Genomic DNA, 20,862 nt, shown 5'->3' on the forward strand with positions numbered 1-20,862 from the left:
GCATCAGCCGATCACGCTAAAGAGATACAGGAAGACCAATGCGGCCCCGGTCACGATCCACGCCGCGTAGGTGCGGGTGTTCCCACTCTGCATCCGCGTCGCAACGCCGCTCCATCGCCGAAACAGGGAGGCGGTGCCGTTGACCGCCCCGTCCACGACGCCCACGTCGACGATTCTCCACAGCACCCGGCGGGACAGCGCCTTGAGACCGCCGACCACGAAAAGGGAATAGGCCTCGTCGATCCGGAACTGCCGCAGGAGCGTGCCGTGGAGCGCCGGAAACCGGTCGGCCAACCGCCGGGGGAGAGACCGGTCCCGGGCGTAGAGCCGGTAGGCCAGGCCGGCGCCAAACAGGCTGATGGCCAGGGCCGCGCCACCCGCCAACAACTCCATGCTGTGGGAGGCGTGGCTCCCGGAGACGCCGTGGTCGTAGGAGTGCCGGAACACGGGCGCCAGGAACTGATCCAACCGGTGGTCGCCCAGGTAAGCCGGCAGACCGGCGAATCCGGCGACCGCCGCCGCCCCGGCCAGTATGGTCAGGGGCGTGGTGACGGCGGTTCCCGCTTCCGCGCCGGATTCCTCGTGGCCGTGCGCGGGCGATCCGTAGAAGGCCAGGAACATGAGCCGGCACATGTAGAAGGCGGTGAGGCCGGCCACCACCAGGCCCGCCACCCAGAAGACCGGATGCCCCAGGGGACTGTCGAGGGCTCTCCACAGGATCTCGTCCTTGGAGAAGAACCCGGACAGGGGGAAAATTCCGGCCAGGGCCGCGGTCCCCACCCACATGGTCCAACAGGTCACTCTCAGGGAGTTCTTCAGACCCCCCATGCGGAACAGGTCCAGTTCGTGGTGAAGCCTCAGCAGGACGCTCCCCGCCCCCAGGAAGAGCAGGGCTTTGAAGAAGGCGTGGGTGAACAGGTGGAAAATCCCGGTGCTGAAAGCGCCCACTCCCAGCGCCATGAACATGTAGCCCAGCTGGCTGATGGTGGAGTAGGCCAGGACCTTCTTGATGTCCCGTTGGACCAGCGCCGTGAGGGCCGCCAGGAGGGCCGTCAAGACTCCGACGACGGCTACCAGCAGGAGCACGTCGGGGGCCCGGCTGTAGAGTGCGGCCGACCGCACCACCAGGTAGACGCCCGCGGTCACCATGGTGGCGGCGTGGATCAGGGCGCTCACCGGAGTGGGTCCCTCCATGGCGTCTGGCAGCCAGACCTGAAGCGGGATCTGGGCGCTCTTGCCCGTCGCCCCCAGGAACAGAAGCAGAGTGATTGCCGCCAGGACGGTGAAGCCGCTCTCGGGCTGGGGATGGGTCCGGCTCACGGTTTCGAAGAGGGAGCCGAACTCCAGGGTCCCGAAGGTCTTGAAGATGAGAAAGACGCCCAGGAGAAAACAGGCGTCTCCCACCCGATTCACCACGAAGGCCTTCTTGGCCGCATCGCCGGCGCTCTTCCGCTCGATGTAGTAGCCGATCAGGAGATAGGAGCAGAGGCCCACCCCTTCCCATCCCACGAACAGCAGCAGGTAGTTTCCCGCCATCACCAGCAGGGACATCATGAAGACGAAGAGGTTCAGATAGGAGAAATAGCGGTACAGACCCGTCTCGCCCTCCATGTAGGCGGTGGAGTAGACGTGAATCAGGAATCCGACCCCCGTGATGACCAGGAGCATGACCATGGAGAGAGGGTCCAGCAGGAAGCTGCACTCGGCGGTGAAGGTCCCCGCCTGAATCCAGGTGAAGAGGCGGTGGACGATCTGCTGCTCCTCGGCCGGCAGCCGGATGAACTCGGCGAAGACGGCCAGCAGAAACAGAAAGCTGGCTCCGGTGGCCGCGCAGCCGGCGCCGGAGACGATGCGATCCGGCAGCCGTTTCCCCGCCAGGCCGTTGAACAGGAAACCGGCGAGGGGAGGGACCAGGGCCAGCCAGAAATACTCGATCATGGTCAGCCCTGCAGCTTGTTGACGGAGTCGATGTCAAGGGTCTGGGAATGCCGGTCGAGACCCAGGATCAGCGCCAGACCCACCGCCGCCTCCGCCGCGGCTACGGTCATGACGAAGAAGACGAAGATGTGGGCGTCCACCTGGTTCAACGTCCGCGCGTAGGCCAGAAACGTCAGGTTGACGGCATTGAGCATCAGTTCCACCGACATGAACATGGTGATGACGTTGCGTCTGACAACGAAGCCGGCGACGCCGATGACGAAGAGAACCGCGCCCAGCGCCAGGTAGTGAGAGGCAGGGACCATACCCATCAATCGGGACGATGCTTGACCAGGACGACGGCGCCCAGAATGGCCACCAGGATCAGGATGGAGGTGACCTCGAAGGGGAGCAGGTAGTCCTGGAAGAGAATATGGGCGATTCGTTTCGGACCTTCGCCCGAGCCGAGCGGGTCGCCTGATCCCCGGGGGCTCCACGCCGGGAAGACGCGCAGCAGGACAAACCCCAGAAAGGCGGCCGCAGGCAACGCGGCCAAGGCCGTTTTCTTGAACCGGTCGGGCCCGAACCTCTCGGACTGCGGATCCAGCAGCATGATCACGAACAGGAACAGGACCATGATGGCCCCGGCGTAAACGATGACCTGCAGCGCGGCGACGAGGGCGGCTCCCAACTGAAAATAGAGAACGGCCAGAGCGCCGAAGCAGACGATCAGGGAGAAGGCGCTGTAGACGGCGCGCTGCTGGAGCACGACGAGAAGGGCCGAGCCGACGGCTACGGCTGCGAAGACGTAAAAGACGATCTGCTCCACACTTGGCTCCCCCGCTTGCGGAAAATGAATCTTAGTGAAGGGCCCGGATGGTGTCAACGAACGGACCCGATCCCGGGGCCATCGCCAGTATTGGCATCCGGCCCTCAACTCCGGGCCCAAGGCATACCTGGTTGGTGATCCCCCGTAGGGAGGACGGGCCAGATCAGTGTTCTCCCGTGTTGCCTGGGGCGGCATTTCGCTCCCTGTGTCTGAGTATCGCGGGGTCGTAGTAGACTGAACGGCAATATGCGAGCCGGCAACGCTGTCCGCACAACCGATACGCGGCAGGCGCCATGACCTGGAATCGGGTGGGACTCGTTCTGATGGTCCTTCTGGGCGCATTCTGTACACCCGCCCCCAGGCAACCCGGCTTCAAGGTCGTGGTCCTGGGCTTCGACGGCGTGGACCCCGATCTGGTGGATCAATGGATCGAAGAGCTTCCCACCATCCGCCGCCTGGGGGAGCAGGGGACCCTGTCGACCCTGGGCACCACCAACCCTCCCGAGTCCCCCGTGGCTTGGGCCAGCTTCGCCACCGGACTCAATCCGGGCCGGCACGGAATCTTCGACTTCCTCCGCCGGGACCCCGCCACCTACATGCCCGACATCGGCCTCGTGAAGGTGGAAAAGCCCCGCTTTCTGTTCAAGACCATCCCCATCCGGGGAGCGCGGGTGACCAACAACCGCAAGGGCGTTCCCTACTGGGAGCAATTGGACCGGGGCGGCATCGTCACCGCCAATCTGCGGCTTCCCCTGGAGTTTCCGCCCCGGTCCCTCGACCACGGGACCACTCTGTCGGGGCTCGGCGTGCCCGATGTCCGGGGGACGTGGGGGACCTACTTCTACCTCTCCACCGACGTGAGCCGCTGGGATCTGCAGGATACCGAGTTCGGCGGCCGGGTGATTCGGCTGGAGGGAGAGGACGGACGTTTTCAGGCGCTGATCGACGGACCCGCCGACCCCAGAGAGGAGGAACTGGTCCGGCTGACGATTCCGCTGTCGGTGGAGTTGGACCCGCAGTCGACTGCCCTGACGATCAGGCTCCAGGATCAGGAAGAGGAGGTCGACGAGGGGCAGTGGAGCGACTGGTTCCGTTTCGTCTTTTCTGCGGGACCTCTGGTCAAGATCCGGGGCATCAGCCGTTTCTATGTCCTGGAGACGTTCCCCGAAGTGAGGCTCTACCTGATGCCCATCAGTCTCGATCCGGCCGGTCCCGTTCTGCCCCTCTCGACTCCGGCCGGTTACTCGGGTGACCTCGCCTCCTGGCTCGCCCCGTTCAAGACCCTGGGTTGGATCCATGAGACCTGGGGCCTCAACGAAGAGCAGATCGACGAGCAGGTCTTTCTTGAGGACCTCTTCCGCAACATGAACCATCTGGAGCGGCTCCTGATGCACGAGCTGGACCGGGGTGAAGCCTCCCTGTACACGGCCGTCTTCACGGCCACCGACAGCGCCGCACACATGTTCTACCGCTTCATCGATCCCCAACATCCCCGTTACGACGCGAAGGGAGCTCAGGCCTACGGCAGAGCCGTGTTGAACGTCTACCGGAAGATGGACTCTATCGTCTCCCAGGTCGTGGAGCGCCTGGACCCCCAGGATCTGCTGCTGGTGGTTTCCGATCATGGGTTTCATTCCTGGCGCAAGGAATTCAACACCAACACCTGGCTTTTGGAGAATGGGTTCCTGGTTCTCAAAGGCGTCCGGGCCGACACCGATCTGAAGCGGCTGGAGCAGGTCTATCGCGGCGGGAGCTTCTTCCCCAACGTCGACTGGAGCAGGACCCAAGCGTATGCCCTGGGCCTGGGCCATATCTACGTGAACCTGAAGGGGCGGGAGGGTCAGGGCATCGTCGATCCCGGCCGCGACTACATGGATCTGGTCCGGGACATTTCTCGGGAAATTCTCGAGTATCGAGACCCGGAAACCGGAGAAGCGGTGGTGCAGAACGCATATTTCAGGGAAGACATCTACTCCGGCGATGAAATCGAGCATGCCGGGGATATCCAACTCAGCTTCCGATCCGGTTACCGGACTTCGTGGCAGACGGCCCTGGGCGCCGTGCCGGAGCACGTCCTCGTCGCCAACCTCAGGAAATGGAGCGGTGACCACTGCGCCTCCGATTTTTCGGACACCGAGGGCTTCGCCGTCTCCAATCGCAAGATACTTTCGGAGAATCTGCACATCATGGACGTGGCGCCGACGCTGTACCGGTTGTTTCAGGTCGAGGATCCCGGACCCCTGGACGGCCGGGCCTGGGCGTTCGAATCGCCATGAGGTGCCTGGTTACGGGCGGGACAGGCTTCCTGGGGAGCGTTCTGGTGCGCAGGCTCCGGGAGCTGGGGCACCAGGTGACCGTCGCTTCACGGTCCCGGGGCCAGGACGTGACCCGTGTTTCCACCCTGGAGCCGTGCTTCCGGGAGATCCAGGCGGTGTTTCACCTGGCTGCCCTGGTGCAGTCCCGGCCCGGCCCATTCCTTCGCGTCAACGTCGACGGGTTGAGAAACGTCCTGGAACTGGCCCGGCGCCATGGGGTTGCCCGGCTGGTCCACGTCTCCTCCTTCACCGTCTTCGGCCCCAGCGGCGACGGGGTCCATACCGAGGAACGCATGCCGGACCGCAACCGGTTCTTCCACGGGTACGACCAGAGCAAGTACGAGGCCTTTCGAATGGCCGGCCAGTGGAAGGACCGGCTCTCCATGAACACGGTCTTTCCCACCGTCGTCTACGGCCCCGGGCCGATGACGGAGGGAAACCTGCTGGTGCGGCTGCTCCGGCGCTGGAAGAAGCTTCGAATGGCGGCATTGCCGGGCCGCGGGGCTCCTTGTTGGAACTTCGTCTATGTGGACGACGTCGCCGACGCCCTGATTCGATGCCTGGATGCCGATGCCGGGGAGGACTTCATCCTGGGAGGCGAAAACCGGACGCTCCAGGATCTGTTCGGGACCTTTCGGAAGGTCGCGGACGTGCCGATGGTTCCCTTGGGCCTCCCGGATCGGCTGTTTCGCGCGGGCGCCCGTTTGGAGGACTGGAGCGCTCGGCTGCGGGGCGCCTCGCCGTTGCTGGTCCCGTCGACGGCCGAGTTCTTTCTCCGGAACTGGCGATTTTCCTCGGGCAAGGCCGGCGCCCAATTGGGCTACTCGCCCCGCTCCCTGGAGGAGGGCTTGATCAGCACCAACCGGTGGATGGCTTCGTGAGGAGCAGAGGCGAGGACCTGAGGCAACTGGAACATGTACTGCCCCTGGCTTTCGCCTTTCTCCTTCCCTACGTGGACTACAGGCTGATCCTCTGCCTGAGCCTCCTTTCGTTCTTCTATGCCGCGTTCATATCTCCCCGTTGGATCCGGGTGACGACCCGCGATTCGGAAGGGGAGGCGGGATTTTCCCCCGGCAAGCTCTACTACGCCTTCGGGATCATGATGCTGCTCATCCTGTTTCGCGAGCGCCTTCATGTCGCTGCGGCGGTCTGGGCGGTTCTGGCGGTGGGAGACGCCGTTTCCAACCTGGCGGGGCGGCGGTGGCCCTGGGTCCGACTCCCCTACAATCGGGAGAAGAGCCTGGGCGGTTCCATCGGCTTCTTTCTGGCGGCGGCGGTGGCATCCTGGGTCCTCCTGGTCTGGAACCTGCCGCAAGCAGATGGCAGTTCCAATCTCAAGCTGGCCGCCTGTTGCATTTTCGGATCGCTGGTCTGCGCTTTGGCCGAGTCGTTGCCGAATCTGGTGGACGACAATCTGGTCATCGTGGTGGTCGGCGCCGGGATCTTCCCCTTGCTCCTGGACGTCCCCGGCCTGATTCCCGAGTTGTCCGCGCCCTGGTCCCACGCGGTCGGAATCAACTTCCTCCTGGCCGGCCTCGCCGTGATGGTGGGTTGGATCTCGTGGCGCGGCGCCGCCGCCGGCGTGGTCCTGGGGATCGGCGTCTATCTCTCGGCGGGTCCCGCAGGCTACGTCGTCCTCTGCCTCTTTTTCTTCCTGGGCGGGTTCAGCACATGGTTGGGGACGGGACGCAAGGAGGCCCTGGGGGTGGCCGAAGAGAATCTGGGGCGGAGAGGCGTCGCCAACGTCTTGTCCAAGGGTCTGGTGGCCGGCATCCTGGCGCTTTTGTTTTTCTGGACCGACAGCACCGTGGCGCGGGTGGCCTACACCGGCGCCCTGGCCGCCGCCGCCATGGACACGGTCGCTACCGAGATCGGACAGTGGTTGGGACGGGCTCCCCGGGATCTGCGGTCCTTCAAACCGGTTGCCGTGGGGACTCCCGGCGCCGTTTCACTCGCGGGCACGCTGGCCGGGCTGGTTGCGGCCCTGGCGGTCTCGTCGGTGCCGGCCGTATGGAACTGGATCCCTGCGTCGGCGCTGCCGGCGTTGGGGGCCGGGGCCATTGCGGGGAATGGAGTCGAGTCCTGGCTGGCCGGCGCCGGGAGGGACGCCCCGGGCCGGCACCAGGTGCTCAACTTGTACAATACGCTGGCGGGAGCCTGCGCCAGCGGCGGAATCTGGATCGTGTTGAGTTCCCCTGCAACCCCTTGAAGAATGGAACGCCCCCGAAGGATTCACGAACCTGCGGAATCGCTGCCGATGGTCCACGCCTGGCAGGCTTAAAGCACCCGCCGTGTCATGCCTGAATCAATCGTCCGTTACTTCCGGTTCATTCGCCCCTTCACCCTGCTGGTGCCGGCGTTGGGGATGGTCTGCGGCGCCCTCATGGGACTTTCGGCGGATCCGAAGGGAGTCTCCGATTGGAGCCCGGGGGCCGAGACTATCGTTCTGCGGATCGTCGCCGGGGCCGTTCTGGCAGCCGCGTTGAACGCCTTTTCCAACGGGCTCAACCAGATCTTCGACCAGGAGATCGACCGGATCAACAAGCCTCACCGCCTGTTGCCCTCGGGCCGCATCTCCGGACCGGAAGCGTGGTGCCTCAGTCTGGCTTTCCTGGTCATCGCCCTGTTGCTGGCCGCCTGGATCAATCTCCAGTGTTTCTTCGTCGTTCTTGCAGGCGCCCTGGGAACCGTTCTCTACTCGGTGCCCCCGATTCGGACCAAGTCCCGAGGCATCTGGGCCAACCTGACCATCGCCCTGGTCCGGGGAACGCTGTTGCCGGTGGCCGGTTGGTCCACCGTGAAGCATGTGTTGCAGCCCGAGACCTGGATTCTCGGCGCGATCCTGGGAGCCTATTTTTTGGGGGCGGTCACGACCAAGGACTTCTCCGACGTGGAGGGGGACCGCCGGGGCGGCTGCCGGACGCTTCCCGTCATCTATGGCGTGCAACGGTCGATCCGGATCATCGCTCCTTTCTTCGTCCTGCCGTTTCTGGCCCTCGTCCCCGGCGCGGTCTACGGGCTCCTGTCCGGACGGCCGTCGCTGCTGGCGGGCCTGGGACTGCTGCTCGCCGGTTGGGGCGGTTGGATCATCCTGCTGCTCGTGAGGTCTTCCCAGGAATGGGAGGGGAATCTGGAATGGGAGAACCATCCCAGTTGGCGGCAGATGTATCTCCTGACGCTGACGGCCTATATCGGCTTGGCCTCGGCCTATCTGTTGCGCTGACGGTTCGGGGAAATAGTCCCGTATCCCATCGGATCTGAGGACGAATTCCCTTCGACAAATGATGCTGGCGCGATACCCTTCGGTTGCCGGTTGCTCCTCTCGTTTCGTATGGAATCTGGCGCTGATCGAGATTCGCGCCGAGATCTGCTGCGGGCTGTTATGTTTCTTGAGGCCGTGAGATCCCCAATAACATGGAGGAGACGCCATGGCGAAAACGTCACCGAAAACACGCCCGTCAACTGATCATGAACGTCCGCCCGTGTACGTAACGTCAAGGGGTGCCCGCTACGTCAAAGCGGGCGAGTTACTCCGTAGCAAAAGGGCGCGCGCCGTCATCGACCAAGTGGCGGAACTCGACTTCGAAGCCTCGCGGTATGGTGCATCTCCGAAAAAACGCCAGTAAGAATCGGCGGGTTCTTCAGTGAGGAACCGTATCCCTTGGGTCTTGGTCTTTTTCTCGGCTCAACTCTTGGCGGATACTGGTTTCTGACCCACCTCCATTTCACACGTTACGAAGCTCTGCGTGATTCCGGCTACAGCTTTCGACCGGCACATAAGCGGCATCCACAGCGGGTCCGCCGGAGCCGAACGGTGCGTCTGGCAGCTATTGATCACATTCCGACCGAGGCTCCGTTCGGCTGGCAGACGGGCGCGGCGTCGTAGTAGACTGGGCCCGAAAACGATGGACCCATGAGCAAGATCCAAGTCCTTTTGAATGGCCTGCGGCACCAGGCCGAACGCGGCGGTAGCGTGGCGGATCTGGTCCAGGATCTGGGGCTTGACGGGGGTCGGGTCGCGGTGGAGATCAATGAGCAGATCGTCCGCCGCAACCGGTGGGCCGGGCAGGAGATCCAAAGCGGCGATCGGATCGAAATCGTCCATTTCGTGGGAGGAGGGGCCGTGGAAGATACGTTGACCATAGCCGGACGTGAGTATCGCTCCCGTTTGCTGGTGGGAACGGGAAAGTACGCGACATTCAGCCAGATGGAGCAGGCCCTGGAGGCCAGCGGATCCGAGCTGGTGACGGTAGCCGTGCGGCGCGTCAATATATCCGATCGAAGCCGGGAATCCCTCCTGGACTACATCGATCCCGACCGGTACCAGCTACTCCCCAACACGGCCGGCTGCTACACGGCGGCCGAGGCGATCCGGTACGCCCGGCTGGGCCGGGAGGCCGGCCTGTCGAATCTGGTCAAGCTGGAGGTGATCGGAGACGAACGCACGCTTTTTCCCGACAATGAGGCCTTGCTGGAAGCCACGCGCGTCCTGGTCAAGGAAGGATTCGTAGTGCTTCCCTACACCAATGACGACCCCATCGTCTGCAAGCGGCTGGAGGATGCCGGTGCGGCGGCTGTGATGCCGCTCGGCGCCCCCATCGGTTCGGGCCTCGGCATTCAGAATCCCAACAACATCCGCATCATCCTGGAGTTCGCCTCGGTCCCCGTCATCGTCGACGCCGGCGTCGGGACCGCTTCCGACGCCACACTGGCCATGGAGCTGGGTGTGGACGGAGTCCTCATGAACACCGGGATTGCCGGGGCCGGGGACCCCGTATCCATGGCCAGGAGCATGAAGCTGGCCGTGGAGTCGGGTCGCCTGGCCTACAAGGCGGGCCGAATTCCCCGCAAGCTCTACGCTACGGCCAGCAGTCCCCTGGAAGGCGTGCTGAGCTAGGATTGGCCCGGGACCGCCATTCCCACAGGCCACGCCGGCCGCAGTGATGCCTCCGCTTATTCCCAAACCCGTGCAAGGCAGGAAAGGAACCCGGTGAAGACGGTTCAGGTCAGCCTTCCCGGCCGCAGCTATGACATCCTGATCGGTCCCGGTCTCCTGGCCCAGGTTCCGAGGCTGCTGAGGGACCGGGGGACGGCCCGGAGGCTGTTCCTGGTCTCCAATCCGGTGGTCCACGAACTCTATGGCGAGACGTTGATGAAGGGTCTGGCGGAGTCGGGGTTCCGGGTGTCGGAGATCCTGATCCCGGACGGAGAAACCCACAAGTCGCTTCAAGCCGTCGAGCGGATCTACGGGAAGCTCGTGAGCGGGGGCGCGGATCGCTCGTCGGCCCTGGTGGCCCTGGGGGGCGGCGTGACCGGGGACATCGCGGGATTTGCCGCCGCCACCTTCATGCGGGGCATTCCGTACATCCAGATCCCGACTTCGGTGGTGGCTCAGGTGGACAGTTCAGTCGGAGGCAAGACCGGAGTCAACTACGGCTTGGCCAAGAATATGGTCGGTTCCTTCTGGCAGCCGAGCCTGGTCTGCATCGATCCCGAGACTCTCCACTCCCTGCCTCAGCGAGAGTATCAGTCCGGACTCTACGAGGTCTTCAAGTACGGCCTCATCCGTGACGCCGAATTCCTCGACTGGCTGAACGCGTCGCTGGAAGAGATCCAGGCCCGGAAATCCCTGGTGATGCAGCAGTTGATCCGGCGCTGCTGCCAGATCAAGGCCGAGGTCACGGCCCGGGACGAACGCGAATCGGATCTGCGGCGAATACTGAACCTGGGACACACTTTCGGTCACGGACTGGAATCCGCCGTCCGATTCCGGGGGGTGACCCACGGGGAAGCGATCGCCTACGGAATGATGGCTGCCGCTCATCTCTCGCATTGGCGCACCGGGCTGTCCCGGGAGTCACGGGACCGGGCGGTGCAGTCGATCCGGGAGATCGGGCCTCTGCCAAACATCGATACCGTCCCCACGAGCCGCGTCGTGGAGGCCATGAAGCGGGACAAGAAACGCCGGAATCAACGCACGGTCGTGGTGTTGCTGGCGGCGATCGGGATCACGGAAATTCGGGACGACATCCCGGACCGGGACCTGGCGCGGGCCTGGGACCAGGTGAAGCAACTGAATTAGGGGCCTTTGGGGGCCGCCGCGGATTCCCGGGAGTCAGATGCAAGACAAGGAATCGGGGCGGATCCGCCGAATGTTCGGCGCCATCGCCCCCCGATACGACCGGGCCAACCGTCTGCTCTCGCTGTCCGTCGACCGGCATTGGAGACGGCTGACGAGGCGCGAACTGGAAGGCCGCCTGCCGCCGGACCCGCGGATCCTGGACCTTTGCACCGGGACCGGCGATCTGGCCCTGGAGCTCTCCAGCCTGGGTTCGGTGGTGGCCTGCGATTTCTCTCATCCCATGCTGATTTTGGGTATGAAGAAGGCATCCCGTTCCGCAGCCGGCCGCCGAATCTCATTCACCGAAGGGGACGCGCTGAGACTCCCGTTCCCGGACCGAACCTTCGACGCCGTCAGCATTGCCTTTGGATTGAGGAATCTGGAGAGCTATCGCCAGGGTCTGGCCGAAATGCACCGGGTTCTCCGTCCCCGAGGCGTGTTGGCCATCCTGGAGTTCACACTTCCCAATTTGCCGCTGTTCAGGTCGCTCTATTTGTTCTATTTCGTTCGGATCCTGCCCAGGCTGGGAGGTTGGATCTCGGGACACGGTCAGGCCTACGAATATCTCTCCCGGTCGGTGCGGCAGTTCCTCGCACCCGAGGATCTGGACCGGTTGCTCGGGAGGGCGGGGTTCCATCAGATCCGCCACCGAACCCTGTCTGCAGGGATCGCGTGTCTTCACCTGGGACGAAAACCGGCCTCGGGTGGGTTCCGGTAACTGTCCGTAATGACTCTTGCCACGGGCTGTCACAGCCCAGGCGGTTACGGTGCCATCTCCGGAAAGAGCAACCGCCACCCCAGTTGGGTCGGCGGAAAGCTGCGCAGTCCCGAGCGGATGGAATCCGCGTCGTATCGAATACTGGCCCGGTCCGAAATATGAAGGACCAGGGGACCGCCTCGGATCGTATCTCCGTCCACACTCAGATTGGAGAGCCAGAGTCCTCCAACGATGCGGGCGCGATCTCGCAAAACGACGCCGCCCCCGCCCAGATGTAGCAGGATTCCGCGGAATTGGACGTCTCCCTGCAGGATCAGGTTCCCCCGGGCGACGACGACACCCGACATCTCCCCTGACAGGGTTCCTCCCTCAGGCAAGTGGACAATCCCGGCGGCCGGCGACATGTCGGGAAGGTGAGTCTCGAAATGCCTCCAGAAGCCGGCCTGGAAGAGGGAACGGTGCCGAGGGTCCTCCCGGTAGGCCGCAGTCGAGTCCCGGAGAGAAGGTTCCGGTCCGGTGCCGCGGATCCGGCCGGCTTGGGGCGGACTGAGGTTCTTCCGGAAGTCGGCGCCAAGTCCGCCGCTTCCCAGGGAGAGGAGGCGGACGGCCGGTTCCCGAGGGCCCCCGTCCAGGAGGAACCGGTTTCCCGACCAATGGAAGTTTCCGTCGTCTCCCGCCAGAGTGAGTGCGCTGCGCAGCCGGAATGCAGTCTCCTGCAGGAGCCGTGATTCGATCAGGGTCACGCTGTTTCGAGTCGAAGCCAGGAAGGGGTCCTGCAGTTTGAGGGGAGCCACTCCCATGCTCCGGACCAGGACCACGCCGTCCCGGTCCTGGTGGGCCGGCTCCTCGGGATTGTTGGAAAACCTCAGGTAGAAACGGCCTCCTCCAGGATCCGGGTAGCCGTTCGGCAGCAGCAGGGCGCCGCCACGAAACGGTAGTCCGTCGTCGCGGCCGGGTGTCCAACTCTCGGGGTCCATGCGGCGAGCCTCCGCGAAGGGGAGAGGATTTCTCCATTCAGCGAGGTCGGTTCCGGAGAAGGAGCCGTCGGGACCGGGAAGGAGTTGGTCCAGATCGACCAGGGGAAGAAGGCCGCGGGCGAACTCGATTCCGTTCTGGGCCAGGACCATGCTGTAGAGTCGCGCCTCGACCCCTTGCAGCAGCCTCCACTGGATCAGGTTCTGCATGCTCAGGACCCAGACCAGGGTCGCGACCAGAGCCGTCGTGAGCAGGGCGGCCAACAGGGCGAGTCCCGCCTCCGATTCGGATGTCCGAAATTCATCCATTCCGGGGAGGGAAGAGGTTGGGCCGGTAGTTCCGAAGCGTGTAACGGATCGTTTCGGTGGTTTCTCCGTCCGATCTCCAGTGCAGTAGATTCGGGCTGACGGCGCCGGTGACGCGAAGGTTCAGCGAACGTCCGTCCATTTGCACTTCCCACCGCCGGACCTGTCTCAGGACAGATTGAAAGTTTCCGCCACCGCTCTTGAGCTGCAAGTGGTCCGTCCGGCAGCGGAGTGACAGGCTCTCGAAGTTGCCGTCGACCCGGCCGTCGGGAAACCCGTCTTCTCCGTCCAGGTCGGACTCGATCCGGAGGACTCCGGATTGGATCAGGATTCCGTCTCCGGTTCGATTCCATTCCCGGTTGCCCGCTCCCAGGATCCATCCACCCAGAAGGACCGGGGCCAGGATCAGGTTCCGGTCCCGTTCCATCAAACGCGTGAGGTTGGTGACGGTGGTCTGAGCTTGGTCCAACACCCCCAGAAACAGAGAGAAAAGAAGCACGGAGGCGGCGGTGGCCAAAAGCGACTCGATGAGGCTGAATCCCCGCTCCCCCTCGACCTCCCCGGTCGCGCGGGGTCCCGCAGGCAATTCAATCGGGCTCATCCGGAAGCCATCGTTCAGGGGTGTGATCGGAGCACCTCCCAACTCGCAGCGTTCTCCTCCTCGGAGCCCGAGACGTCGAGGCGCCACAAGGCGGGTCCGTCCGGCGCCAGGACGAACCTTTCCCCCTCCGGCTCCCGGGAGCGGGCCTCTTCGCTCCGGTTCCACCGTTCGAGAACCTCCTGGCGCCGCTTTTCCATGATGGCGTAGTTGCCCAGGGTCAGAGCCAGGGTCTGGATCAGGGAAAGCAGGGCGACGGTCAATATCATTGTGGCCATCAGGTATTCCAGGAGGGCGAACCCCTCCTGGGCGCCGTCTCCGGCTATTCTCTTTCCCATCGAATCCTTCCGGCCGGCGAAACCACGATGCGGACCTTCCCGGCAGCGTTGCCCAGGACGAACGTCCCGCCCGGAGCGGCGGTCCCGCGGGAAAAGAAGGATACTTCGCGGTTCGGCCTCCGGACGGCCAGGACCCCCCTGGGAAGGTTCAGCCAATGTCCGGCTTCTTCCCCCTCCGGCGCCATCGTGGTCCGTCCCCCGTCGTCTGAGATTCGGATCTGCACGGTCAGATTCCGGCCGACGGCCGCGGTTCGCCCTTGCTCCAGAAGTGAGAGAAACAACTGGGAACCCTGCGAGAGCCTCCAGTGATCCCGCACCTGCTGGTAGGCCGGCCATGCCAACGAGGCCAGGAAGCCGATGAGCAGGCAGGTCAGCGTGACTTCCAGCAACTGGTAGCCGTGAGCGTTCCCAGGCGCCGGGGATCCGGTTCGGACACGCCCCTTCCCGGGCGGAGCTCCTGGGCTTTGCTTCGGAGGCGGGAGAAGTGGAACTACGGGCAAACGTTTCGAGGGGGCGGCGATGGACTCACCTCGTTTCCTGTGTTGTTGTCACACTCCCCTCAAACGCCGCCAGTCAGAAAAATGTGAATCCGGTTTCAGTGGCCTCTCTCACCCTCTTTCCTGACCGAAGTCGATCTCCAGCAGGCGCTCGTCGCTCACCGGGTCCACCAGGATTCGGACGCGGACGGGGTCGTTTACCGGCAAATCGAGCTTTTCGCCCCATTCGATGATGACGACCGCTTCCCGGTCCAGGATCTCCTCGAGACCGATGGAATGGAAATCGTCGGCTCCCTCCAGGCGGTAGAGATCGACGTGGTAGACGCGGCCGCGAGCCGACGGGTATTCGTTGATCAGGGTGAAGGAGGGGCTTCGGACCAGGGAGAGGTCTTCGACTTCAAGACCGGCCGCCATGGCCTGGGTGAGCACGGTCTTGCCGGCGCCCAGTTCTCCGCTGAGGAGGACCACTCGCGGCGGCTGCAGCGTCTCACCCAGTGTCAGGCCGATGCTCCGGGTCTCCTCTTCGCTGCTTGAGCGAAGAACCTGGCTAGTCCGCATTTCCCACCGGCCCGCCGGCCCGCCCTTCCGGGCCGCGCAGTTGGAAGAAGGCCGGTCCCAGGTGATCGAGGAGGTCTCCGGCCGTCAGCGAGTCCATCCCCCGGTCCCGGGCCGCCAGATCGCCGGCCAGGGAATGGAGGTAGACGGCGGAGACCACGGCGTCCGTGGTCTGCGACGGAGAGGTGCGGGCCTGGGCCCGATACTGGCCCAGGAAAGAAGTGATTGCGCCAGTGAGGACGTCGCCGCTTCCTGCGGTGGCCATTCCCGGGTTTCCCAGCGGACAGGCATAGACCTGGCCGCCGGGCGCCGCCACCAGGGTCCGGAATCCCTTGAGCACGAGCCAGAGATTGTGGTCCCGGGCGAATTTCCGGGCGATGGAAATGCCGTTTTCGGTAATTTGTGCAACGGTATGGGCCGTCAGGCGGGCGAACTCACCCGGGTGGGGAGTGAGGACCAGGGGCTGACCCCTCCGGTTGACCAACTCGCGGGCTTGCCCGGCATAGGCGTTCAAGGCGTCGGCGTCCAGGACCAGGGGAATCCCGGCCTCCCGCGTCAGCCGCCGCACGACGTCGACGGTTTCTCGCTCCGTCGTCAGGCCCGGCCCCAGGCCGGCGGCGTCTTTGCCCTCCAATATTTTCAGAATGCCATCGATCCCGGACGAGGCCAAGGTCCCGGCAGGCGTGGACGGCACACCTTCCGTCATGATCTCAGGATGGAAGGAGGCCATCAGGGGTTGGACGGCGTCGGGAGCCAGGCCCGTCACCAGGCCGGACCCGGATCTCAGCGCGGCCCGGGAGGCCAGGGCGCCGGCGCCGGCCTTGCCCCGGCTTCCCGCAATGACCGCCACGTGCCCGAACGTGCCCTTGTGAGAGAAGGTTCTGCGGACCGGCAGCAGCGCCCGAATCCGGGCGGGGGTCATCAGGTTCAGGAAGTGGTCCGGCGTGTCCAGCACCTGGGGAGGCGTCCCGATGGGAGTGACGTAGATCTGCCCGAATGTCTCCGGCTCCCGGTGGAGAACGTGGGCGATCTTGGGGGCGGTGAAGGTGACGGTGGCGTGAGCCCGGACCGATGGCCCGATGGACCGGATGCTGTCGGAGGGCGTGCCTGTGGGGATGTCGACGGCCAGCACGAAGGCGCCGCTCCCGTTGACGTCCCGAACCACCTTTGCCAGCAGTCCGGCGACGGGACGTCCGAGCCCGGTTCCCAGCAGGGCGTCCACCACGATCCGGCAGCCGCCGAGGATGGGGGCAACCTCCGCCCACTCCTCCCGGGAGGTCACGGACACCACCTCGCCACCGGATTTCCGGTAGGCATCCAACTGGACCAGGGCGTCTCCCTGCATCTGTTCGGGACGGCAGAGCAGAATCACCGTGGGAGAAGATTCGCGCCGCGCCAACTGGCGGGCCAGGACCAGACCGTCCCCCCCGTTGTTCCCTTTGCCGCAGAGAATCGCGGTGGAGCGGCAGGCGAGCCGGTCCCCGAATCGGGACTTCAGGATCTGGTACAGGTTCAGCCCGGCATTTTCCATCAACAACAGGCTGGGGAGCCCGCAGTCCCGGGTGGTCAGCCGGTCTACGGTCCCCATCTGGGACGCGGTCAGAATCCTGGTCCAGGAGCGGACCTCTCCGCCGAGGAAGGCGAGTGGGGCTGGGCTTTTGAACCCGGAAGCTGGCGGAAGCATCGGAATATGGTGAAGGAAGTTAGCAGAGATGCGGCGCACATGGAAAGCTTGTTGGCGGCTCCGGAGCGTTCGTGGCAGATCTGCTCAACAATGGATATACTGAATTGCAGTTCCAAACCCTTATGAGGGCGCAGCCATGACGAAAAGAACCCGAATCTCATTGACTCTCCTGACTGCCACCCTGGTGTTGCTGGCGAACGTGCCGACACAATCCGGGCGCAAACACGGGGATGTGGAAAATATCGGCAACCGGGATATCAACGGGAAGGTGGCCCTGATCTTCCCCAACTTCATATCGCTGGAGAAAGAGATCCAGTTGGGAGCGCAGTACGCCCAGCAGATCGAGCAGACCGCCCGGTTGGTGGAAGATCCCGTTGTGAACGAGTACGTCGACGGGCTGGGCCAACTCATCGTGAAGAATTCGGATGCGAAAGTTCCCTTCGTGATCCGTGTGCTCGATTCCGAAGAGGTGAACGCCTTCGCCTTGCCGGGCGGCTACTTCTTCATCAACAAGGGGCTGATTCTGGAGGCGGAGGACGAGGCCGAGCTGGCCGGTGTCATGGCTCACGAGATCGCCCACGTGACGGCCCGGCATGCCACGGAGAGGATGACCAAGGGCAACCTCATGCAGTTTGCGGCGCTGCCGGCCCTGATCCTCACCGGCGGCTGGACTCAGTATGCGCTCTACCAGGGGCTGGGGATGGGCATGAACCTGGCGGTTCTGGGCATCACCCGCAAGTCGGAGGCCGAAGCCGATCAGTTGGGCACCCAGTATCTCTGGAACACGGGATACGACCCGCAGGGATTCATCTCCTTCTTCGAAAAGATGCAGGCTAAGGACAAGAGCCGTCCCGGCAAGTTCGCCAGCTTCTTCCGGACTCACCCCAGCTTCGAGAACCGCATCGCCAAGGTGAACGAGGAGATCGCTTTCTTGCCTCCCAAGGAGGAATATGTGGTCAGCACCTCCGAGTTCGACCGGGTGAAGGCGCGTCTGATCCAGATGGACCGCGCGGAGATCCGTCCGGGCCAGGGTGGAACCAAGAGCGGCGCGAGCCGGCCCACCTTGAAGCGCCGGACCAACGACAGGGACGATCGGGAAGAGCCCACCTTGAAGGGCGATCGTCCGACGCTGAAGCGGCCCTCTCTGAAGAAGAAGCGCCCGAGCGAATCCGAATCCGAGGAATGACGGCAGGTTGCGGGGCGGCTTCCGGCCGTCCCGCACAGCCTCCTTCGAACGCCGCATCCCCTTCCGCGGCCGGCAATTCCAGGACTTCCTCGCCGCCCGGAGCCACTCCGCCGCTTCTCGACCTCCCGCCTTCTTGAAACAATCCTTCGGGTTCGTTCGTAAACGATAGGATGAGCCCTCATGTTACAGTCCGGGCTGGTTGTGCCCGGGTCATTGCCATGGTCTGTCCAGTCCAGAGCCTTTTCCAGGAGATGCCATGAAGAGCGTCAAGGGGATTTTCCTGCCGGTTTTTGTCGTGATTGCGGTGCCATTCCTGGGGGCTGTTCCCCAGGAAGAACCGGTCCCTGATCAAGACGGTCCGCAGGTGCCGAAAATCGATCGGCCCGAGTCGTGGGCCGATCGGATGCGCCGCGAGAGACCGGTCCGGGAGTTGAGTGTCAAGGACGCCATCCGGCTGGCGTTGCTCAATAACCTGGAGATCGCCATCGAGGACTACAACGAGGACCTGAACCGCCAGCAGATCTTCGGGGCCAGCGGCTTCTACGACCCCAGGCTCCAGTTCGAGGTGGGGTGGGCGGCCACTGAGAATCCCGCCCGGTCCATCCTGGACGCGGGTCAGGGCATACCGGTGAACACGACGGACCGGGTCTACTTCGATACGTCTCTGATACAGAGTCTGCCCAACGGCAGCAGCCTCACCTTCAGCTTCAACAACAACCGTTTCAGCACCAACAGCACCTTCTCGTTCATGAACCCCTCGTTCGGGTCCAACTTCGCCGTTGGTCTGCGCCAGCCGCTGTGGAGGGGATTCCGCAAGACCCAGACCAGGCGTCAACTCAAGCTCTTCAACCTGGAAATAGAGATCAGCGACAGCCAGTTTCAGCAGAAGGTGTCGGAAATCGTCCAGCAGGTCCAGAATCAATATTGGGAACTTGTCTTTGCCATCGAGAGCTACGAGGCCATTCGCAAGTCCATGGAGCTGGCCATCATCCAGCATGAGAACAATCAGAAGCGGGTCCGGATCGGTGTCATGGCGCCCATCGAGATCACTGCTTCCCGCGCCGAAGTGGCCACGCGCGAACAGGAGATGATCCAGTCGGAGGTCCAGATCATCACCTCCCAGAATGGACTCAAACGCCACTTGGCGCCGGACCCGAGGGCGGCCCTCTGGAATCTGACCCTGATTCCCACCCAGCTTCCCCGGGTCCAGGACCTGACCATCACGCTGGACGAGGCCATCGCCGGGGCCATGGAGAAGCGTCCCGAACTGGACCAGAATCGGTTGTTCCGGGAACAGGTGGAAGTGGATCGGGAGTACTACCGCCAGGATGGAAGACCCACTGTAGACCTGGTGGCGAGTCTGACGAATACGGGGCGGGCTGGAGAAATATTGGCGAGTCAGTTCGTCGATACGGATGGGGACGGTGTTCCGGACACCCGGATGCAAGACGTGCCGCAGCTGTCGAATCCATTCTTCGGCAGCTTCGGGAATTCGTGGGGTCAGGTCTTCGGGTTCAACTACATCAACTACACTCTTGGCGTCAGCGTGGAGATTCCTCTGAGAAATCGGGCCAATGAGGCGGAGAGGGCCAGCCTCCTGATCCGGGAGCGCCGCCTCGCCAGCCAATTGAAGAACCAGCAGCAGATGATCATCGTGGAAGTACGCAATGCTTATGAGAGCATCGCCACCCAGAGAAAGCGCCTGGAGGCGGCCCGAGTGGCGCGCGAGCTCTCGGAGGCTCAGTTGGAGGGCGAGAACAAGCGTTTCCAGGCCGGGTTGTCCACCAACTTCGAGGTGCTGCGGTATCAGCGGGACCTGAGCCAGTCGCAGGTACAGGAACTGAGGGCGCGGGTGGATTACCAGCAGGCCGTGACCGACCTGGAGAAGGCCATGTACACCATCGTCGACAGCAACGACATCGTACTGGCCCGCCGTGATTAGTCCGGTATTCGAGCGGCCCCGACTCCCGGAGCAACGGGACCTTTCCGTCCCGCGCGTATAATTGCGGGAAATGGACTGGTTCGCAGTCGTGCCGGTAGTGGCCGGATTGGTGATCGGGAGCTTTCTCAACGTCTGTATTCACCGCCTCCCACGCGGGTTGTCGGTCATCCGGCCCCGTTCCCGCTGTCCCGGCTGCTCGAAACCGATCCCGGCAGGGGACAACATTCCCATCCTGAGCTTCCTGCTGCTCAAGGGTCGCTGCCGCGCGTGCCACGCACCCATCTCTCGCCGCTATCCGTTGGTGGAAGCCGCGACGGCGGCTTTGTTTCTTGGCGCCTGGATTCGGTACGAATGGTCCTCGGCCTTTGTCATCTGCTGCCTCTTCCTGGCGCTGATCCTGACTCTCACCGTCATCGACCTCTACCATCGGATCCTGCCCGATGTCCTGACGCTCGGAGGCCTGGCGGCCGGGGTCCTCCTGTCGCCTTTGCAGGATCCCGGTTTTTTCCGCTGGGAGACCGGGCCGGCGTCGCTGCCCGCCTGGGACCACGTGGGATTCTCCCTCCTGGGAGCCGGGCTGGGAGGTGGCTTCCTGTGGCTGGTCGCTGCGCTCTACCGCCGTTTTTCGGGGGTGGACGGGATGGGATTCGGCGACGTCAAGATGACCGCCATGCTGGGCGCCTTCCTGGGCTGGAGGTGTGCCTTGCTGAGCGTCTTCGTGGGTTCGGTGATCGGGGCCGCCGCCGGCTCCATCTACATGCGGGCCCGCTCCAAGGGACGGAGCTACCCGTTGCCGTTCGGAACGTTCCTGGGCGTGGCATCGGCCGCGGCCGCGTTCTGGGGCCCCGGGATTCTGCGCTGGTATTTCTCCGATTGACGGCT

The 20,862-nt window shown here is 63.9% G+C and carries 19 protein-coding genes and 1 pseudogene; 11 read left to right on the top strand and 9 right to left on the bottom strand.

From position 1 onward, the window contains the following. Window positions 1-3: 3 nt before the first annotated feature. From nuoL to OXT71_04000, 3 genes are read right to left on the bottom strand one after another with little or no spacing between them, the layout of a single operon-like run. On the bottom strand, window positions 4-1,938 hold the full coding sequence (gene nuoL, locus OXT71_03990; GenBank protein ID MDE2925541.1) for an NADH-quinone oxidoreductase subunit L: 1,935 nt from the start codon (window positions 1,936-1,938) through the stop codon (window positions 4-6). 2 nt (window positions 1,939-1,940) lie between these two features. After that, a complete protein-coding gene (gene nuoK, locus OXT71_03995; protein MDE2925542.1) occupies window positions 1,941-2,243 on the bottom strand; it encodes an NADH-quinone oxidoreductase subunit NuoK in 303 nt (100 codons plus the stop codon). 5 nt (window positions 2,244-2,248) lie between these two features. Further along, a complete protein-coding gene (locus OXT71_04000) occupies window positions 2,249-2,746 on the bottom strand; it encodes an NADH-quinone oxidoreductase subunit J (GenBank protein ID MDE2925543.1) in 498 nt (165 codons plus the stop codon). Between the two features lie 293 nt (window positions 2,747-3,039). Between OXT71_04000 and OXT71_04005 the strand changes: the two genes are divergently transcribed. The 8 genes and pseudogenes from OXT71_04005 to ubiE all read left to right on the top strand — a co-directional run bounded on the left by OXT71_04005 (window position 3,040) and on the right by ubiE (window position 11,900). Beyond that, complete coding sequence (locus OXT71_04005) at window positions 3,040-5,022, top strand: alkaline phosphatase family protein (GenBank protein MDE2925544.1); 1,983 nt, start codon at window positions 3,040-3,042, stop codon at window positions 5,020-5,022. Further along, window positions 5,019-5,942, top strand: coding sequence for an NAD-dependent epimerase/dehydratase family protein (locus OXT71_04010; protein ID MDE2925545.1), 924 nt, complete (start codon window positions 5,019-5,021; stop codon window positions 5,940-5,942). Before OXT71_04005 ends, OXT71_04010 begins: the two co-directional genes overlap by 4 nt. After that, the gene (locus OXT71_04015; GenBank protein ID MDE2925546.1) at window positions 5,939-7,270 is read left to right on the top strand and encodes a DUF92 domain-containing protein; all 1,332 of its coding nucleotides are present in this window, start codon (window positions 5,939-5,941) and stop codon (window positions 7,268-7,270) included. The genes OXT71_04010 and OXT71_04015 overlap by 4 nt, the downstream gene beginning before the upstream one ends. Window positions 7,271-7,357: 87 nt before the next feature. Beyond that, window positions 7,358-8,284 carry a UbiA family prenyltransferase gene (locus tag OXT71_04020; GenBank protein ID MDE2925547.1) on the top strand — a complete coding sequence of 309 codons (927 nt, stop codon included), beginning with the start codon at window positions 7,358-7,360 and terminating at the stop codon, window positions 8,282-8,284. 690 nt (window positions 8,285-8,974) lie between these two features. Continuing rightward, a pseudogene (gene thiS, locus OXT71_04025) lies at window positions 8,975-9,169 on the top strand (sulfur carrier protein ThiS). Window positions 9,170-9,184: 15 nt separating this feature from the next. Then, complete coding sequence (locus tag OXT71_04030) at window positions 9,185-9,958, top strand: thiazole synthase (GenBank protein MDE2925548.1); 774 nt, start codon at window positions 9,185-9,187, stop codon at window positions 9,956-9,958. A 93-nt stretch (window positions 9,959-10,051) separates the two neighbouring features. Next, the gene (gene aroB, locus OXT71_04035) at window positions 10,052-11,143 is read left to right on the top strand and encodes a 3-dehydroquinate synthase (protein MDE2925549.1); all 1,092 of its coding nucleotides are present in this window, start codon (window positions 10,052-10,054) and stop codon (window positions 11,141-11,143) included. Between the two features lie 37 nt (window positions 11,144-11,180). After that, window positions 11,181-11,900: a bifunctional demethylmenaquinone methyltransferase/2-methoxy-6-polyprenyl-1,4-benzoquinol methylase UbiE gene (gene ubiE, locus OXT71_04040; GenBank protein ID MDE2925550.1), complete on the top strand. Its 720-nt coding sequence runs from the start codon at window positions 11,181-11,183 to the stop codon at window positions 11,898-11,900. A 44-nt stretch (window positions 11,901-11,944) separates the two neighbouring features. Here ubiE and OXT71_04045 read toward each other — a convergent pair whose 3' ends face one another. The 6 genes from OXT71_04045 to OXT71_04070 form a co-directional block, all read right to left on the bottom strand. Then, window positions 11,945-13,138 carry a hypothetical protein gene (locus OXT71_04045; GenBank protein ID MDE2925551.1) on the bottom strand — a complete coding sequence of 398 codons (1,194 nt, stop codon included), beginning with the start codon at window positions 13,136-13,138 and terminating at the stop codon, window positions 11,945-11,947. 37 nt (window positions 13,139-13,175) lie between these two features. Next, window positions 13,176-13,781 (bottom strand): hypothetical protein, encoded by a 606-nt coding sequence (locus OXT71_04050; GenBank protein MDE2925552.1) that lies wholly within the window; start codon window positions 13,779-13,781, stop codon window positions 13,176-13,178. 14 nt (window positions 13,782-13,795) lie between these two features. Next, complete coding sequence (locus OXT71_04055) at window positions 13,796-14,116, bottom strand: hypothetical protein (GenBank protein ID MDE2925553.1); 321 nt, start codon at window positions 14,114-14,116, stop codon at window positions 13,796-13,798. Further along, window positions 14,101-14,505, bottom strand: coding sequence for a GspH/FimT family pseudopilin (locus OXT71_04060; GenBank protein ID MDE2925554.1), 405 nt, complete (start codon window positions 14,503-14,505; stop codon window positions 14,101-14,103). The genes OXT71_04055 and OXT71_04060 overlap by 16 nt, the downstream gene beginning before the upstream one ends. Before the next feature lie 219 nt (window positions 14,506-14,724). Beyond that, the gene (tsaE, locus tag OXT71_04065; protein MDE2925555.1) at window positions 14,725-15,171 is read right to left on the bottom strand and encodes a tRNA (adenosine(37)-N6)-threonylcarbamoyltransferase complex ATPase subunit type 1 TsaE; all 447 of its coding nucleotides are present in this window, start codon (window positions 15,169-15,171) and stop codon (window positions 14,725-14,727) included. After that, window positions 15,161-16,756: an NAD(P)H-hydrate dehydratase gene (locus OXT71_04070; GenBank protein MDE2925556.1), complete on the bottom strand. Its 1,596-nt coding sequence runs from the start codon at window positions 16,754-16,756 to the stop codon at window positions 15,161-15,163. The genes tsaE and OXT71_04070 overlap by 11 nt, the downstream gene beginning before the upstream one ends. 232 nt (window positions 16,757-16,988) lie before the next feature. Between OXT71_04070 and OXT71_04075 the strand changes: the two genes are divergently transcribed. From OXT71_04075 to OXT71_04085, 3 genes are all read left to right on the top strand, one after another. Beyond that, window positions 16,989-18,038 (top strand): M48 family metallopeptidase, encoded by a 1,050-nt coding sequence (locus OXT71_04075; GenBank protein ID MDE2925557.1) that lies wholly within the window; start codon window positions 16,989-16,991, stop codon window positions 18,036-18,038. A gap of 256 nt (window positions 18,039-18,294) precedes the next feature. Continuing rightward, window positions 18,295-19,980 carry a TolC family protein gene (locus tag OXT71_04080; protein MDE2925558.1) on the top strand — a complete coding sequence of 562 codons (1,686 nt, stop codon included), beginning with the start codon at window positions 18,295-18,297 and terminating at the stop codon, window positions 19,978-19,980. Between the two features lie 70 nt (window positions 19,981-20,050). Continuing rightward, the gene (locus tag OXT71_04085; protein MDE2925559.1) at window positions 20,051-20,857 is read left to right on the top strand and encodes a prepilin peptidase; all 807 of its coding nucleotides are present in this window, start codon (window positions 20,051-20,053) and stop codon (window positions 20,855-20,857) included. Window positions 20,858-20,862: the final 5 nt, after the last annotated feature.

Source organism: Acidobacteriota bacterium (assembly GCA_028874215.1).
Lineage (GTDB): Bacteria > Acidobacteriota > UBA6911 > RPQK01 > JAJDTT01 > JAJDTT01.

Coding starts and splice junctions, on each gene's coding strand:
- nuoL (MDE2925541.1), bottom strand. CDS start 1,938: ATGATCGAGTATTTCTGGCTGGCCCTGGTCCCTCCCCTCGCCGGTTTC.
- nuoK (MDE2925542.1), bottom strand. CDS start 2,243: ATGGTCCCTGCCTCTCACTACCTGGCGCTGGGCGCGGTTCTCTTCGTC.
- OXT71_04005 (MDE2925544.1), top strand. CDS start 3,040: ATGACCTGGAATCGGGTGGGACTCGTTCTGATGGTCCTTCTGGGCGCA.
- OXT71_04010 (MDE2925545.1), top strand. CDS start 5,019: ATGAGGTGCCTGGTTACGGGCGGGACAGGCTTCCTGGGGAGCGTTCTG.
- OXT71_04020 (MDE2925547.1), top strand. CDS start 7,358: ATGCCTGAATCAATCGTCCGTTACTTCCGGTTCATTCGCCCCTTCACC.
- ubiE (MDE2925550.1), top strand. CDS start 11,181: ATGCAAGACAAGGAATCGGGGCGGATCCGCCGAATGTTCGGCGCCATC.
- OXT71_04050 (MDE2925552.1), bottom strand. CDS start 13,781: ATGAGCCCGATTGAATTGCCTGCGGGACCCCGCGCGACCGGGGAGGTC.
- OXT71_04055 (MDE2925553.1), bottom strand. CDS start 14,116: ATGGGAAAGAGAATAGCCGGAGACGGCGCCCAGGAGGGGTTCGCCCTC.
- tsaE (MDE2925555.1), bottom strand. CDS start 15,171: ATGCGGACTAGCCAGGTTCTTCGCTCAAGCAGCGAAGAGGAGACCCGG.
- OXT71_04070 (MDE2925556.1), bottom strand. CDS start 16,756: ATGGGGACCGTAGACCGGCTGACCACCCGGGACTGCGGGCTCCCCAGC.
- OXT71_04075 (MDE2925557.1), top strand. CDS start 16,989: ATGACGAAAAGAACCCGAATCTCATTGACTCTCCTGACTGCCACCCTG.
- OXT71_04080 (MDE2925558.1), top strand. CDS start 18,295: ATGAAGAGCGTCAAGGGGATTTTCCTGCCGGTTTTTGTCGTGATTGCG.
- OXT71_04085 (MDE2925559.1), top strand. CDS start 20,051: ATGGACTGGTTCGCAGTCGTGCCGGTAGTGGCCGGATTGGTGATCGGG.